General features: G+C 37.5%; 15 protein-coding genes. 8 read left to right on the top strand and 7 right to left on the bottom strand.

Annotated elements, in window-relative coordinates; genetic code table 11:
- Nucleotides 1-12: 12 nt before the first annotated feature.
- The gene (gene ftsH, locus AC0JIQ_RS03970; RefSeq protein WP_004660808.1) at nucleotides 13-1908 is read right to left on the bottom strand and encodes an ATP-dependent zinc metalloprotease FtsH; all 1896 of its coding nucleotides are present in this window, start codon (nucleotides 1906-1908) and stop codon (nucleotides 13-15) included.
- Nucleotides 1909-2044: 136 nt separating this feature from the next.
- Nucleotides 2045-2695 carry a 23S rRNA (uridine(2552)-2'-O)-methyltransferase RlmE gene (gene rlmE / locus AC0JIQ_RS03965; protein WP_314371050.1) on the bottom strand — a complete coding sequence of 217 codons (651 nt, stop codon included), beginning with the start codon at nucleotides 2693-2695 and terminating at the stop codon, nucleotides 2045-2047.
- Between the two features lie 228 nt (nucleotides 2696-2923).
- Between rlmE and yhbY the strand changes: the two genes are divergently transcribed.
- On the top strand, nucleotides 2924-3250 hold the full coding sequence (gene yhbY / locus AC0JIQ_RS03960) for a ribosome assembly RNA-binding protein YhbY (RefSeq protein WP_004660805.1): 327 nt from the start codon (nucleotides 2924-2926) through the stop codon (nucleotides 3248-3250).
- Nucleotides 3251-3255: 5 nt separating this feature from the next.
- Nucleotides 3256-3792 (top strand): DOMON-like domain-containing protein, encoded by a 537-nt coding sequence (locus AC0JIQ_RS03955; protein ID WP_087536935.1) that lies wholly within the window; start codon nucleotides 3256-3258, stop codon nucleotides 3790-3792.
- A 45-nt stretch (nucleotides 3793-3837) separates the two neighbouring features.
- Here AC0JIQ_RS03955 and AC0JIQ_RS03950 read toward each other — a convergent pair whose 3' ends face one another.
- Nucleotides 3838-4446, bottom strand: a complete 609-nt coding sequence (locus AC0JIQ_RS03950; RefSeq protein WP_004660802.1) for a hypothetical protein — start codon at nucleotides 4444-4446, stop codon at nucleotides 3838-3840.
- A gap of 360 nt (nucleotides 4447-4806) precedes the next feature.
- Here AC0JIQ_RS03950 and carA point away from each other — a divergent pair, with 360 nt between their 5' ends.
- From carA to greA, 3 genes are all read left to right on the top strand, one after another.
- Nucleotides 4807-5946 (top strand): glutamine-hydrolyzing carbamoyl-phosphate synthase small subunit, encoded by a 1140-nt coding sequence (gene carA, locus AC0JIQ_RS03945; protein WP_474202699.1) that lies wholly within the window; start codon nucleotides 4807-4809, stop codon nucleotides 5944-5946.
- Between the two features lie 14 nt (nucleotides 5947-5960).
- Nucleotides 5961-9194, top strand: coding sequence for a carbamoyl-phosphate synthase large subunit (gene carB / locus AC0JIQ_RS03940; protein WP_046738773.1), 3234 nt, complete (start codon nucleotides 5961-5963; stop codon nucleotides 9192-9194).
- 91 nt (nucleotides 9195-9285) lie between these two features.
- Nucleotides 9286-9762 carry a transcription elongation factor GreA gene (greA, locus tag AC0JIQ_RS03935; RefSeq protein WP_004660795.1) on the top strand — a complete coding sequence of 159 codons (477 nt, stop codon included), beginning with the start codon at nucleotides 9286-9288 and terminating at the stop codon, nucleotides 9760-9762.
- 101 nt (nucleotides 9763-9863) lie between these two features.
- On the opposite strand, the gene AC0JIQ_RS03930 is transcribed toward greA, so the two are convergent.
- A complete protein-coding gene (locus AC0JIQ_RS03930; RefSeq protein ID WP_474202698.1) occupies nucleotides 9864-10346 on the bottom strand; it encodes a DUF5071 domain-containing protein in 483 nt (160 codons plus the stop codon).
- 486 nt (nucleotides 10347-10832) lie between these two features.
- Between AC0JIQ_RS03930 and AC0JIQ_RS03925 the strand changes: the two genes are divergently transcribed.
- The gene (locus tag AC0JIQ_RS03925) at nucleotides 10833-11456 is read left to right on the top strand and encodes a CatB-related O-acetyltransferase (RefSeq protein ID WP_474202697.1); all 624 of its coding nucleotides are present in this window, start codon (nucleotides 10833-10835) and stop codon (nucleotides 11454-11456) included.
- A 210-nt stretch (nucleotides 11457-11666) separates the two neighbouring features.
- The gene (locus AC0JIQ_RS03920) at nucleotides 11667-12104 is read left to right on the top strand and encodes a universal stress protein (protein WP_004660790.1); all 438 of its coding nucleotides are present in this window, start codon (nucleotides 11667-11669) and stop codon (nucleotides 12102-12104) included.
- Between the two features lie 74 nt (nucleotides 12105-12178).
- Here the strand turns inward: AC0JIQ_RS03920 and AC0JIQ_RS03915 are convergent, their stop codons facing one another.
- Entirely contained in the window at nucleotides 12179-12691 is a 513-nt protein-coding gene (locus tag AC0JIQ_RS03915; RefSeq protein ID WP_474202696.1) for a hypothetical protein, read from the bottom strand.
- A gap of 105 nt (nucleotides 12692-12796) precedes the next feature.
- Nucleotides 12797-13114, bottom strand: a complete 318-nt coding sequence (locus tag AC0JIQ_RS03910; RefSeq protein WP_474202695.1) for an MGMT family protein — start codon at nucleotides 13112-13114, stop codon at nucleotides 12797-12799.
- A 92-nt stretch (nucleotides 13115-13206) separates the two neighbouring features.
- On the opposite strand from AC0JIQ_RS03910, the gene AC0JIQ_RS03905 reads away from it, so the two are divergent.
- Nucleotides 13207-13938: a zinc metalloprotease gene (locus AC0JIQ_RS03905; protein ID WP_474202694.1), complete on the top strand. Its 732-nt coding sequence runs from the start codon at nucleotides 13207-13209 to the stop codon at nucleotides 13936-13938.
- On the opposite strand, the gene AC0JIQ_RS03900 is transcribed toward AC0JIQ_RS03905, so the two are convergent.
- On the bottom strand, nucleotides 13935-15659 hold the full coding sequence (locus AC0JIQ_RS03900) for a CapA family protein (protein WP_474202693.1): 1725 nt from the start codon (nucleotides 15657-15659) through the stop codon (nucleotides 13935-13937). The genes AC0JIQ_RS03905 and AC0JIQ_RS03900 overlap by 4 nt on opposite strands.
- Nucleotides 15660-15674 lie beyond the last annotated feature (15 nt).

Here is a 15674-nt window from a genome sequence, read left to right as displayed (position 1 = left end):
TGAATTCAATGATTAGCCCATTGCTGGTAATGGTGGTGGTGTAGATGGACCATCTTTTGGTGGTTCAAATGCAGCCACTGGATTTTCAGCAATATAAACTTTAGGCGGTTGTGGTTCACGACCTTCCATAATGTCACGGATTTGGTCGCGATCAATGGTTTCCCATTCCATCAACGCTTTCACCATTGCATGTGCGATATCCTTATTATTTTCTAAGATATCACGAGCAACTTTATATTGTTCATCCAAGATACGACGTACTTCTTCATCAACTTTTTGCTGAGTTGCTTCTGAAATTGTACGGCTACCCACATTACCAAAGAAACCATTTTGGTTTTCATCTTCGTAAACCATTACACCAAGGGCATCAGACATACCATATTTGGTCACCATTGCACGCGCCATTTTAGTTGCACGTTCAAAGTCGTTTGATGCACCTGTCGACATTTGATTAATGAACACTTCTTCGGCAATACGACCACCGAATAAAATTGAAAGCTCATTCAACATCTTATCTTTGTAATGGCTGGTTTGATCTTGTTCAGGCAACTGCCAAGTTACACCCAATGCCCAACCACGTGGCATGATTGTTACTTTATGCACTGGATCTGTACCCGGTAAAATTTCAGCAACAATTGCATGTCCAGCTTCATGGTAAGCAGTCGCACGACGTTCTTCTTCACGAATAACCATCGATCTACGTTCTGGACCCATGTAAATCTTGTCTTTTGCATCTTCAAAGTCATGCATATCGACCGTATTTTTATTACGGCGAGCAGCAAACAACGCAGCTTCGTTGACTAAGTTTGCAAGTTGCGCACCAGAGAATCCTGGAGTACCACGTGCAAGAACTTTAACATCTACACCTGTAACAGATGGAAGTTTCTTCAAATGAACATTTAAAATTTGCTCACGACCACGGATATCAGGTAAACCAACCATCACTTGGCGGTCAAAACGGCCTGGACGAAGTAATGCTTTATCAAGTACATCAACACGGTTAGTTGCTGCAATGACAATCACACCTTCATTACCTTCAAAACCATCCATCTCAACAAGCATTTGGTTCAGGGTTTGTTCACGCTCATCATGACCACCTCCTGTACCAGAACCACGATGGCGACCAACAGCATCAATCTCATCGATGAAAATGATACATGGTGCATGACGTTTAGCTTGTTCAAACATGTCACGAACACGTGAAGCACCGACACCAACAAACATTTCAACGAAGTCAGAACCCGAGATACTAAAGAATGGAACTTTAGCTTCACCTGCGATTGCTTTGGCCAATAATGTTTTACCAGTACCTGGAGGACCAACCATCAGTACACCACGAGGAATGGTTGCACCAAGACGTTTAAACTTAGAAGGATCTTTTAAGAAGTCAACAATTTCAACCACTTCTTGCTTGGCTTCATCACAACCTGCAACATCAGTAAACGTAATTTTAATCTGATCTTCAGATAACATTTTAGCTTTTGACTTACCAAAACTCATTGGGCTGTTTTTGCCACCAGCACCCCCACCCATATTACGCATAAAGAACATGAATAATAAGATGATCAGTAATACAGGGAAGCTTGCAATGAGAAGTTGCATCAAAATGCCTTGACGTTGTGGCGCAGTACCTTCAACGACTACATTCTGTTTATTCAAGCTTGGAAGCAATTCAGTGTCTTCTACTTGTGGACGAACCGTTTCAAAAGAAGAACCATTGGTTTTTTCACCACTAATGTTTAAACCGTCAATTGTGACTTGTTTAATTTGCCCAGCATTCACCGCTGCAACGAAATCAGAATATTTCATCGCTGCAGGCTTATTGCGGTCACTGACGTTGCTAAAAATCAAAATCAGAACACCGAGTATGATGAGCCACAATACGGCATTCTTGAAGTAATCGCTCAAGGCTTTATTCCCATATCAATCTAATTTGATCATACCTAATCTTGGCTGACCTTCACAAAAACAGCAATGAATTTGCGTTGCAAAAAACTTAAAAGGTACAAAATGCACAATTTTTAACAACTTGGCAAGTACACTTTTATTGCAATGCCTTTTTACGACCTTGACCAATCAAAAAAACTTCTTTTGATCGAGCACGAGATGCCGCAGGTTTGGCTGTTTTTAATACATCAAAACTATCGACAACTTGTTTTCTGAACTCATCAAATCCTGAACCTTGGAACACTTTAACAATAAACTGTCCATTTGGGCCTAAAACTTTTTGAGCAAAATCTAATGCCAACTCACATAAGTAAATCTGGCGTGGTTGATCGACAGCCCTATTACCTGATGTATTGGGGGCCATATCTGAAATTACAACGTCTACTTGACGTCCATTTAAAATATTTAACAATTTTTCGAAAACTTCTTCTTCTCGGAAGTCGCCTTGCAAAAATGTCACATCTGGAAGAGCGTCCATTGCGAGGATATCTGAAGCAATCACTAAACCATTTGCGCCGACTAATTTACCTGCAATTTGTGACCAACTGCCTGGTGCTGCACCAAGATCGACAACTGTCATACCCGGCTTGATCATTTTATATTTTTCTTGGATTTCAAGTAATTTATATGCTGCACGTGCGCGATAACCTTCCTTCTGCGCTCTCTTTACAAAAGGGTCATCTAAGTGCTCTCTCATCCATGCACGACTGCTTTTAGACAATTTTTGATTGGTAATGCGTGTCGCCATAACTCACTAAATTTCAAAAAACTTCTGATTGGTCATTGTACGTGAAAATTACTCCCATTACAGTACGGATGTAGTTCATTCACACGAACTTTTACAGATTTTTTCCGATTGTCATAATTGGCTATTTGCCTAATTTTCACATATTTGTTTCAAGTGCCTGTCTGCTAAATCTATCTTAGAAACGGGATGCAAGTTATACTAGGTTGTTTTCCCAATCAGGTATTTTTAATGGCGGCTTTATCTATCCATGAACGTAAGCGTTTACGTCAAATTGGCCATGCACTTAATCCAGTTGTAATGATTGGTGGCCAAGGTCTTACAGAAAACGTCATTGAAGAAACTCATCGCGCACTAAATGATCATGAACTCATTAAAGTGAAAATTGCAGGTGAAGATCGTGATGCACGTGCAGCAGTAATTGATGCACTGGTTGAAGCAACAGGTGCTGAATCTGTACAAAAAATTGGTAAAATTGTTTTGCTTTATAAAAAAGCAGCAAAACAAAACCAGCATCTTTCTAATTTAGTTCGTTTTGCTCACTTAAGTAACAAGTAATCAAAATGGCAAGTTATGAACTTTCTGCTTTCGATCGCTTTAATGCTATTACTGTCGTTGGAGCAATTGAGCAACAAACACCAGCGACATTAAATGTTGGTTTTTGGGTTCGTGATCCCAATCAATTTCTGATTTATCCAGATCAAGTCAAGGCTCATCCTCGCCAAGACTTTTTGTGGGAACAGACTTGTTTTGAGATTTTTATTGGCGTGAAAGATGAAGATTTTTATCGTGAAATCAATCTTTCTCCCTCTCAAGCTTGGCAAGCCTATCAATTTGAAGAATATCGCTTCCCTGAGGATATGCCGCCCGTTGCTGCATATGACATTGAGTTGAACCATTTGCAACGCACACATTATGGTTTAAATGTCAGTCTAGATTTATCTAAATTTATGCAACAAAATAAATTGAAATGGTCTGACTTATATTTAGGTTTAAGTGCGGTTTTTAATACCACTCAAGGTAATCACTATTTTGCAATGCAACATAGTAGCCCACAAGCCGACTTTCATAATAAACGTGATTGGTTACATCAATTCTAAAAAATAAAAAAGCGAGAATGATCTCGCTTTTTATTTAAATACTTGTTAGCTAGCGCGAACTTTATTCCAAGCTTCTACTGCTTGCTCTTTAGTGCGCTTAAAACTACCAACCAAAGTATCTTTATGCTTCACTGAAATTTGACTAATATCATCTTTCAACTCTTTGCTCACCTTCGTTAAATCTTCAATTAAAGCATTTAACTCAGTTTTTAATGCATTCGTTAATTCAACTAAATTGCCTTGTGAGGAATTCAGTTGAGTTTTAATGACATCAATACGCTGCAAGATATCTTGTTTAATTTGTGCAAGCTGATTTTGGATATTTTGGTTGAGTTCTTTCGCTTCAGCCTCAATTTTTTCTTGAGTTTCAGCTAATACTTCTTTCACTTGCTCTTGAGTCTCAGCAATCACTTCTTTCGCTTGTTCCTGAGTCTCAGCAATCACTTCTTTCGCCTTCGCTGTTTTTTCAGCTACAACTTCTTTCGCTTTTGCAGTTTTCTCAGCAACCACCTCTTTCACTTCTGCCGTCTTTTCAGCAACAGCTTCTTTGACTTCAGCAGTTTTCTCTGCAACGACTTCTTTTGCTTTCGCTGTTTTTTCAACCACAACTTCTTTAACTTCTTCAGTTGCTGGTGTAGTTTGATTATCAGCCATTGTGTTTCCCCTCTATATTGTTTGTTGATTTTTTGGCTAAATATAAGATAAAACGCTTTACTTTTAGACTATGAAAAAATTGTTAGACAATTTGCATAATATCTCATGATATAGATAGAAGAATGATTGATTTGGCAATAGACATAACAACAGTCAAGCTTATAAAAGAAAAACTACAATTACTCGCTTTAACCAATAAAACAGATAGACTTTTGAACTACTCATGCGTATAATGCGCTGTTAAGTTACAAGCGAGCAGACTGGAAGGAGGGGCATGTTTTTAAAGACAGCCTGCCTTTTTTTATGTCTTCTCGCTTTTTTACAGCCCTATTTTTGTGGTTTTAGTTCAGGAGCTTTGGTTTGAGCACCCCCGCCATTTTAGCCCTCGCAGATGGAACGATCTTTAAAGGAACGTCTATCGGTGCATCGGGAAGTACGACTGGTGAAGTCGTTTTTAATACAGCCATGACTGGCTACCAAGAAATTTTGACTGACCCAAGTTATGCGCAACAACTTGTGACGCTGACTTATCCTCATATTGGAAATACAGGCTGTAATAGCGAAGACGTTGAATCAGGTCGCATCCATAAAGTATGGGCGAACGGTTTAATTATTCGTGATCTTCCTTTATTACATAGTAATTTCCGTTCAGAACAATCTTTAAGTGAATATCTAGAACAACATAATGTTGTTGCAATCGCTGATATTGACACACGTAAATTGACACGTATTTTACGTGACAAAGGTGCGCAAAACGGTTGCATCCTTGCTGGCGAAAATATAACTCAAGAAGAAGCAATTGCGAAAGCACGTGCCTTCGGTGGTTTAAATGGTTTAGACCTTGCAAAAGAATGCTGTGATCCTGAAGGCTTTGAATGGACTGAAGGTTCTTGGACTTTAGGTCAAGGCTTTACTCAACCTGAATTTAAATTTCATGTCGTTGCATACGATTATGGTGTCAAAACCAACATCTTACGTATGCTCGCAGACCGCGGTTGTAAATTAACAGTTGTTCCTGCACAAACTCCTGCTGAGAAAGTGCTCGCTTTAAATCCAGATGGCGTGTTCTTGTCAAATGGTCCTGGTGATCCAGCAGCATGTGACTATGCAATTGAAGCAGTAAAGACCATTGTAGAAACTACGACTTTACCTGTATTTGGTATTTGTTTAGGTCACCAAATTCTAGCACTCGCTTCTGGCGCGAAGACCATGAAAATGAATCATGGTCATCACGGTGCAAACCATCCTGTACAAAATCTTGAGAATGGTACAGTGATGATTACTTCTCAAAACCACGGCTTTGCTGTAGATGAGAGTACTTTACCTGCAAACTTAAAAGTGACACATCGTTCACTGTTTGATGGTACAAACCAAGGTATTCATCGCACTGATAAACCAGCATTCAGCTTCCAAGGTCACCCTGAAGCAAGCCCTGGTCCACATGACTGTGCTCCATTGTTCGATCATTTCATCGAACTTATTGAAGCATCTAAGAAGTAATTAAGGAGCGAATAATGCCTAAACGTACGGATATTAAAAGCATCTTAATTATTGGTGCAGGTCCAATTGTGATCGGTCAAGCATGTGAGTTTGACTACTCAGGTGCACAAGCATGTAAAGCACTTCGTGAAGAAGGCTATCGTGTTATTTTGGTGAACTCTAACCCAGCAACCATTATGACTGACCCTTCAATGGCGGATGCAACTTATATCGAGCCAATCACTTGGCAGACTGTTGCTCAAATCATTGAAAAAGAACGCCCAGATGCAGTCCTTCCAACGATGGGCGGTCAAACTGCATTGAACTGTGCACTTGCATTAGATGCCAACGGTGTTTTAGAGAAATACAATGTTGAATTAATTGGCGCATCAAAAGAAGCGATTGAAAAAGCAGAAGATCGTAAACTGTTTGATATCGCCATGCGTAAAATCGGCTTGGAATGTCCTCGTGCCGATGTTGCTGAAAGTATGGAACATGCACTGGAAATTCAGTCACGTTTCGGCTTCCCAGTGATCATTCGTCCATCATTTACCATGGGTGGTTCTGGTGGCGGTATCGCATACAATAAAGAAGAATTTATTGAAATCTGCGAACGTGGTTTCGATCTTTCTCCAACTAAACAATTATTGATCGACGAATCTTTAATTGGTTGGAAAGAATACGAAATGGAAGTTGTTCGTGACAAAAACGACAACTGTATTATCGTATGTGCGATTGAAAACTTTGACCCAATGGGCGTACACACAGGTGACTCAATCACTGTTGCCCCTGCGCAAACATTGACAGATAAAGAATATCAAATCATGCGTAATGCATCGGTTGCTGTTCTTCGTGAAATCGGTGTTGAAACAGGTGGTTCAAACGTTCAATTCGGTATTAACCCGAAAGACGGTCGTATGGTTGTGATCGAGATGAACCCTCGTGTTTCTCGTTCATCTGCGCTTGCATCTAAAGCAACAGGCTTCCCTATTGCGAAAATCGCGGCAAAACTTGCAGTTGGCTATACCCTTGATGAATTGAAAAATGACATCACTGGTGGTATCACTCCTGCAAGCTTCGAACCAGCAATTGACTATGTTGTAACCAAGATTCCTCGCTTCAACTTCGAAAAATTCCCACAAGCTGAGCCTGTATTGACGACTCAGATGAAATCTGTGGGCGAAGTGATGGCAATTGGTCGTAACTTCCAAGAATCTGTTCAAAAAGCGCTTCGTGGTCTTGAAGTGGGTGTTAGTGGCTTTGATGAAAAAATCGAAGTTGGTACTGCCAATGCCAAAGATATCATCTTAAAAGAACTTAAAGTTCCAGGCCCTGAGCGCATTTGGTATGTAGCTGATGCATTCCGTCATGGTTTCTCATTAGATGACGTATTCGAAGCAACTAAGATCGACCGTTGGTTCTTGATCCAAATCGAAGACATCGTCAAAACTGAAGCTCAAGTAAAAACTTTAGGTTTTGGTGATTTAAACGCTGATAATATTCGTTCATTCAAACGCAAAGGTTTATCTGACCTTCGTATTGCTGACTTAATGGGTATTTCACAAAAGCAATTCCGTAAGCAACGTTGGAACTTGGGTGTCTATCCAGTTTATAAACGTGTTGATACTTGTGCTGCCGAATTCGAATCTGGCACAGCTTACATGTACTCAACTTACGACGAAGAATGTGAAGCAAATCCATCTAACCGCGATAAGATCATGGTGATTGGTGGTGGTCCAAACCGTATTGGTCAAGGGATCGAGTTTGATTACTGCTGTGTACATGCTGCGCTTGCAATGCGTGATGACGGTTATGAAACCATCATGGTGAACTGTAACCCTGAAACAGTTTCAACTGACTATGACACCTCAGATCGTTTGTACTTCGAACCTGTAACACTTGAAGATGTACTTGAAATCGTACGTACAGAGAAGCCTAAAGGCGTAATCGTACAGTACGGTGGTCAAACACCATTGAAATTGGCACGTGCTTTAGAAGAAGCAGGTACACCAATCATTGGTACTTCTCCTGATGCGATTGACCGTGCAGAAGACCGTGAACGTTTCCAACAAATGATTCAACGTCTACAGCTTCGTCAACCAAACAACAGCATCGTTAAATCTGCTGAAGAAGGTATTTCAGAAGCAGCAAAAGTGGGTTATCCACTGGTTGTTCGCCCATCTTATGTATTGGGTGGTCGTGCAATGGAAATCGTTTATAACGAAGATGAGCTAAAACGCTACCTTCGTGAAGCAGTTCAAGCTTCAAATGAAGCCCCTGTTCTACTTGACCGTTTCCTAGATGATGCAACTGAAGTTGACGTAGACTGCGTATCTGACGGTAAAGACGTTGTGATTGGCGGTATCATGCAGCACATCGAACAAGCAGGGATTCACTCAGGTGACTCAGCATGTTCAATCCCTCCTTACTCTCTTTCACAAGAAGTTCAGGATGAAATGCGTCGTCAAACTGTTGCGATGGCAAAAGAACTTGGCGTAATCGGCTTGATGAACGTTCAGTTTGCAGTAAAAGGCAACGACATTTATGTACTCGAAGTGAACCCACGTGCATCACGTACTGTTCCTTTCGTTTCTAAATGTATTGGTGAGTCTTTAGCAAAAGTTGCTGCACGTTGTATGGCTGGTCAATCTTTAGAATCTCAAGGATTCACCAAAGAGATCATCCCGACTCACTTTGCAGTAAAAGAAGCTGTATTCCCATTTGCTAAATTCCAAGGTGTTGATCCAATGCTTGGACCTGAGATGAAATCTACAGGTGAAGTGATGGGTGTCGGTCAAACTTTCGGTGAAGCATTCTACAAAGCAGTACTTGGTTCAAACGAACGTTTACCTGGCTTACCAACTGAAGGTGAAGTGAAGCATGCTTTCTTATCTGTACGTGAATCAGACAAGAAATACATCGCCAACATTGCAAAACAGTTAATTGCTTATGGTTTTAAACTAGTTGCGACTAATGGTACTTACCAAGTGCTGAAAGAAGCTGGTTTAGAATGTGAAGCTGTCAATAAAGTCACTGAAGGTCGTCCACATATTGTAGACCGCTTGAAAAATGGTGAGATTCATCTTATTGTCAACACAACTGAAGGCAAACAAGCTCAATATGACTCTGCCATGATTCGTCGTGCTGCCCTACAAGGTAAAGTGTATTACACTACGACCATTAATGGTGCTGAGGCTGTTTGCCAAGCATTTGCTGTGAAATTGCCAATGGATGTATACCGCTTGCAAGATTTACAAACTGTAGGTTAATTCTCTACCGATAAAGTCCCGTCACCTTATCGGTGGCGGGCTTTTTCTTTTTTTAATCCTGTATTTTCCCAACCAATTTAGAGGGACTGAAATGCAACGTTATCCTATGACTCCTGAAGGCAAGGTTGCCTTAGAGAAAGAATTACAACAGCTAAAAACAGTGGATCGCCCACGTATTATCCAAGCGATCGCGGAAGCTCGTGAGCACGGTGATTTAAAGGAAAATGCTGAATATCACGCTGCACGTGAACAGCAAGGTTTTTGTGAAGGTCGTATTCAGGATATCGAAGGCAAACTGGGTGCAGCTCAAGAGATTGATGTCAAAACACTTGAACAAAATGGTCGTGTTGTGTTTGGCGTTACAGTAACCATCGAAAACCTAGACACTGAAGAGCGTAAGACTTATAAAATCGTAGGTGATGATGAAGCAGATTTTAAAATCAATAAAATCTCAGTGAATTCACCGATTGCCCGTGGTCTTTTAGGTAAAAGCGAAGGCGACGAAGCAAAAATTCAGACACCGCAAGGTGAAGTTGAATACGAAATCGTGAGCGTGGAATATATTTAATTCCAAGTCACTAACCCCTCTATTTGAGGGGTTTTTCTTCTCATTTATTTTTCTTTTATTAGCTTTTAAAAAACTTAGAAATCGTTTTAATCCTAAGAGTTTCAATCATAATCCATATCGTGAGATTTTAGAAATGAACGACTCTTTGCAATCTCTGGAATAAAAGAATCTTTCATGCCAACTCTTTCATCATTCATGAAGACGCAAAGAAAATATACCCATTCGGTATCATCCTTCTCTATTGCCTTATCAATGACTCGATCAAAAGAATTTTTTAGCTTATGAATATCTATCTCAGCTAAGTATCCATACAAAATTCTAGAGCCAGGCCAATTTAAATCCATAAAACCTTCTAATAACTGATCTAAGTTTTCTTCTACGATTTCTCGCGGAAGATATGGAATCATCATTGTCAGATTTTCCCATTCAGAACCACTATATGGCTGAATTAATACAGAGAAATCTAACTCCCTACTTCTCAATTTTCTTTTAATTTCAAATGCTAAATCAATTAAATCATGTATATATAAAAGTTTTTCACCAATAATTTTTAAAATTGAACTTTCATTTATTGGTTCAATCATTAATATTTATCCTTTTGTTATAATTCAGATATTATGTATTTATAAATGAATTCAGTTCAATATTTTTTTATTCTTTTCCTTTAAACCCATAATTTTATTACCAATAACTTCGATTAAATTAAATATGCAAAATTTACCCAATTATATTTAAAATAAATTTTTAACCGATTGAATGGTTCTTTTGTTTCAAGAGCATCCTATTTCTAAATACAATAAAAATGTAATAAAGGAATGCAAGATCGACTGATCAGTAGCATTATGTATGAGATTACTAGAATAATCCTATGGATTGCTGTTGTAATCGTATGAGCTTTCCATATCATTCTTATGACCAATGCAGTACACTGTATGTTATTCTAGACTTTGTATTTCCGAATCAAATTCAATGTTTGTTGATTTGGTTTTGGAAATTCTTCTTCAACTAACGCTCTCTCCTGATATAAAAGCTATAATAGCGCCGATTTCTTTTAGTATTTTGTCTTAGTTATGGATTCATTGATCAACTCCCCTGTTAAACATTGGTGTGAATTCGAATTTATTTCCAAAACAGTAAAAAATCCAAATATCCATATCAAAGGTAATTATTCTTATTATTCTGCTTATTGGGATCAGGGCTTTGAACGTTGTGTAGTCCGTTATCTGCATGACAAAGCATCTACACCTGAAAAGCCAATTGATCAGCTCCATATCGGTAACTTTGTCTGTTTTGGTGCTGAATGCGTTATTATGATGGGCGGTAATCAACTCCACCGTACCGATTGGATCTCAACCTTCCCTTTCGATACACGCAGCTTTCTACCTGCTGGTGATACCGTGATTGCCGATGGTTGCTGGATTGGTAGTCGTGCCATGATTATGCAGGGCGTGAAATTGGGTGAAGGTGCTGTGATTGCCACTGGTGCTGTGGTTACCCAAGATGTGCCACCTTATGCGATTGTTGGCGGCGTACCTGCTAAAGTGATTAAATATCGTTTTCCTGAACAAGATATTGAAAAGTTACTCGCACTTAAACTCTATGACTTAGATGAAAAGCAGATTTTAAAAATGCGTGAACAATTGCAGACGGATCAACTCGTAGATTTATGTTCATATTTAGACCAAAGTCTATAATCTTTCCAAATCTAACATTCACCTTAATATTTAAAAAAAAGATTATTTTTTCAATGGATTGAATAATTAAAAACTGCTTTAACATCTAATTATTCTTATAAAATTACTAGGTTTTATTATGCTACTAATAAGTTTAATATGAAAACATAGATCTTATTTTAAACAAAAATTTAGAAACAACTCAAAGTGCAATAATAAGGAGTAATAAACATGGCCTATCAAAAAATCTTGGTTGCAATTGATGACTCTGAAATCTCCGATAATGTCATTCAACAAGCGGCTCAACTTGCAAAAGCCCTAAATAGTGAAATCACTGTTGTTGAAGTGATGACCTTAGACCCATATTTGGCAGATGCATACCTTAGACTCGGTCAAAGTAATGAATTGATTGAACGCGTTCGTAGCTATGTACAAGAAAATTTAACGAAAGCGGAAAAAAAATTTGAAGCTTTAGGACTGACAGTCGCAACTCAAGTGTTGGAAGGCTTCTCTGTAAATGGAGAAATTATCAGTGCTGCACAGAACTTAGGTGCTGATTTAATTATTATGGGATCACACGGTCGGACTGGTTTCAAAAAATTTATCTTAGGTAGTGTGGCTCAAAAAGTGTTAGGTGAAAGCCATATCCCTGTTTTAGTCGTACGTTAAATATTCTGATTTTTTAGTTTAAAAAAACATCGCAACCCTTATGAAACCTTAAGTTTCATAAGGGTTATTTTTGATTATTGAGTTTTTAATTCAACAGGCTTAACTTTTTGTAATACATCTTTTGAAAGCTCTGTAGTTGAAACAATAGTTAATGATTGAGTGTTTGCTTGTAGATTTTCTTTATTCAATTCTTTAAGCACAACATTTGTATCTTTTGTACTCAGGCTATACATTGCACCTGTAGCAGGATCAATAATTAATAACCCTAGCACACCACCAAAAATAATATTTCCAACATACCAGCCATTTACATGAGCTGAAATATCAACAGTTTTAGTTTCATAACCTTCTTTTTCGAAAATTACAGTGTATTTTTCAGGAACAAAAAAACCCGAACTTCTTTTAAGGCTCACTGTAACAGGGGCTTGTCCAACATGAACTTTTTTACCTGCTTTATTTAATATCGTAATATTACTAAGTTCAGGTGTACTTGCAAAAGTCAATGTCTGCGAACTTCCAGACATGATACTTGCACATCCAGATAAACTGAGAACAGCAATCCCACACATAACAGCTAATTTTTTCATTTAAGTACCAATTATACATATGTATTCTTTATGTACAATTATTGTAAAATAAAATAATAATAACAGCAACGACATTTATACAAACTAGTCTGTTTATTTTTTATATTAAGGCATCCAACCAAAGATTTTCAAATTAACCTTAGCATTCATTAAGTAAACTCCTTCTTGTTCAAGCAAGCTTTGCTGTATGTTATTTCCATTTTCATCTATACGAATGACACTAATCTTTCCCTGTGAATTAATCACTCGATACCAAGGGATTTCACTGCTCTTATCTAAATGCTTCAAAACATAACCGACTAAACGTGCATGCTTAGGCAAACCTGCTAATTTTGCAATTTGACCATAGGTCGCTACTTTTCCATATGGAATCAAAGCGATAACCTCTAATATTTGTCGATGTAGTTCATTAGTATCTTGCATAAAATAACCTATAAAAATCTGATACTATGATTAAAGCGACACTTAAAAGCTTAAACGAGAAATAAAATAACTTATGTATTTAGAGAATAAAAATGCAGCTAAAAACAGTTTTCTTCATCATATTTTGTCTAAGCATCAATCTCTCTTGCTCAACTAAACAATCATCTCATGTTCAAATTACGCCTTATCGATACCCAATAGACTCAAAAGATCATCTACCAATCGTATACGTTAGTTTTATTTTTACCATCAATCGACCACAAGCTAAATTATTAGACACTCAACTGCAAATGTATAAAGAACTAGAAATTTTAAATCATTACTTTGTAGATGAAAAAAATCAAAAAATATTTAAATTTAAAATTAATCACTACCTCTCATATCAAGACTTTACAAAGAAGAAATGCGATCTCACAAATCAATTAAATCAAGCTTCACCGCTAATCACTGAGGACCTCCCCAATGCTATAGACACTTGTTTCCCTCACAGAAAAAGTAAAGAGGTTCTATTTATTATTTATGATTCCTACACTGAGAAACTTAAATACAGTGACATCACCAGTTGGGGTTTTAGAAATCAAGGTCGTCCATTTATATTGATTGATTGGGAACGTTTAAATTATCAAACTCAAGCAGCATCTATACATGAGATGGGTCATGCTTTTGGTTTGGGGCATGTTTGCGCGCCAGATGCAACAAAAACAACACCTACCAATATTATGACCAGTTACGATTGTAAACTCGGAAGTGGAGGTTTACGTAATTTAGGTTTCACCGCAGAACAACTCAGCATCATTTTAGATAACTATTATAAATATCCTTAGAAGTTCATCTCGATATAGTGCCCTAGATGGTCTTTCCCTTCGAAAAAGTCCTTTGGGGTCAGCCGTGTGGTCAAATTTTCTTTTGCCTGTTTAAACTGAATATCAGTCACAGTACAAGGCTGCCAAAAAGTTTCTAGGTTATTTGTATATATAGGATAAAGCTTTATTACATTTTCGATTAGATTAATTTTGACAATCAGGCCATAGGCTAAAGCCTGATATTTTTCAAACTCTCCGTTACTATTAAACACCCCATTTCCAATCCCAAAAATAACAGGTTTATGATTAATTTTTTGAATCGGTTGAATCGTATGAGCACCGTGTCCAATCACCAAATCAACGCCTATTTTAGTCAAAATATCTGCCAATTTTTCTTGTTCAACTTGTGTTGTTTGGAAATCTTGCCCCCAATGACAAATGACAATAATTTTATGCGTTGGATGGAACTGCCTATATTGCATGATCTGCTCAAATAAAATCGCATTTAAACAAGCCACACCTGCACGATCACCAAGTGCATAAAAATCATAATCTTGATAAGCACTCTCTCTATGCCAATACCCATTAAAAATAGCAACATTTTGCTGTTGAGTTTTTATCTGAAAATATTGTTGAGCTTGCTGCTGATTATTCCCTGCCCCAATCCAATTTATCTCACTTTGATCTAACACCGCTAAGCTATGAGTTAAGCTTTCAGTGCCATAATCTTTTAAATGATTGTTCCCAAGACACAGCGCATTGATATAAACACGCCTAAATTCAGTCAGCGTTTGCTGTGAGTCTGCACCCAAGATAAAGTCTTTTTTCCCGTGTAAAGATGAATATTCATCTAGGTTAAAGACAGCTTCAAAATTGGCAATATTGAGGTCATCTTCAGAAAAAAATTGTCTTATCCTTTCAAAAGAATGCTGATAACCATAACGTTGTAAAGCATCATCAATTCCTTTTGCTTTCCTTCGTTTTGTATAGTATTCCCCGAAATAAGTATCACCAATAATATTGATGCAATGACTTTTCAAAGAGATTTGCTTTGCAGGCAATAGACCTGAATTAAAATAATGATAATAAGGTATTAAATGATCAATACGATGGATATCATCCAGTAATTGAAAGATGCCAATATTCTGATTTTTATTACAATAAGTAAAAAAATATTTTTTATGTTGGCTAGTTATACATAAAACAGCATCTAACTGATGACAGGTAAATAAAGAACTAATTGGTCTGATTTTTTGACTGTCAATACTCAGTTTTTTTATGAATACTTCTCGAATCAAATCAATCGGCATACTAAAAATAGCTCGGGCTAAGACATATAAATTTTGAATCGTATTCGTAATATACGTGTCAGAAGATATGTCTATCCCAAATGTTTTAGCTTTTGAAATAATTGTTTTCAGTGCTTGCCCTTCATCACCAAAGATATATTTAGCAATGATCAAACTGAGTTCGTAGCTCTGGGTAAAAACTAAATATTGTAGTAAAAATCCTAATTCATATGAATCTTCAACTTGAGTCACATCAAGCGGATATAATTGAGACCGTTGTGAGATTGGAATTTTATTAGTCAATTTGAGTTCATTTTTTTGGATTTTTTCAAATATCAAAAGTAATAATACCCAGTGTGTACAACTTCCTTCAATTTGATTGTGCCAAATAGCATGCTTAAAATTTTCTTGTCCTATTTGACTGATTATTTTTATTTCTTGAGGTACATCCATAATTTAGCCTCAATT

The organism is Acinetobacter sp. FB (assembly GCF_056033405.1).
The sequence above is the reverse complement of the archived record's forward strand: the minus strand, read 5'-3'. Positions and strand labels throughout refer to the sequence as shown.

Bases quoted from the DNA above. Each gene is read 5' to 3' on its own strand.
- rlmE (WP_314371050.1), bottom strand. From the start codon at position 2,695: ATGGCGACACGCATTACCAATCAAAAATTGTCTAAAAGCAGTCGTGCA.
- yhbY (WP_004660805.1), top strand. From the start codon at position 2,924: ATGGCGGCTTTATCTATCCATGAACGTAAGCGTTTACGTCAAATTGGC.
- AC0JIQ_RS03955 (WP_087536935.1), top strand. From the start codon at position 3,256: ATGGCAAGTTATGAACTTTCTGCTTTCGATCGCTTTAATGCTATTACT.
- AC0JIQ_RS03950 (WP_004660802.1), bottom strand. From the start codon at position 4,446: ATGGCTGATAATCAAACTACACCAGCAACTGAAGAAGTTAAAGAAGTT.
- carB (WP_046738773.1), top strand. From the start codon at position 5,961: ATGCCTAAACGTACGGATATTAAAAGCATCTTAATTATTGGTGCAGGT.
- greA (WP_004660795.1), top strand. From the start codon at position 9,286: ATGCAACGTTATCCTATGACTCCTGAAGGCAAGGTTGCCTTAGAGAAA.
- AC0JIQ_RS03930 (WP_474202698.1), bottom strand. From the start codon at position 10,346: ATGATTGAACCAATAAATGAAAGTTCAATTTTAAAAATTATTGGTGAA.
- AC0JIQ_RS03925 (WP_474202697.1), top strand. From the start codon at position 10,833: ATGGATTCATTGATCAACTCCCCTGTTAAACATTGGTGTGAATTCGAA.
- AC0JIQ_RS03920 (WP_004660790.1), top strand. From the start codon at position 11,667: ATGGCCTATCAAAAAATCTTGGTTGCAATTGATGACTCTGAAATCTCC.
- AC0JIQ_RS03915 (WP_474202696.1), bottom strand. From the start codon at position 12,691: ATGAAAAAATTAGCTGTTATGTGTGGGATTGCTGTTCTCAGTTTATCT.
- AC0JIQ_RS03910 (WP_474202695.1), bottom strand. From the start codon at position 13,114: ATGCAAGATACTAATGAACTACATCGACAAATATTAGAGGTTATCGCT.
- AC0JIQ_RS03905 (WP_474202694.1), top strand. From the start codon at position 13,207: ATGCAGCTAAAAACAGTTTTCTTCATCATATTTTGTCTAAGCATCAAT.
- AC0JIQ_RS03900 (WP_474202693.1), bottom strand. From the start codon at position 15,659: ATGGATGTACCTCAAGAAATAAAAATAATCAGTCAAATAGGACAAGAA.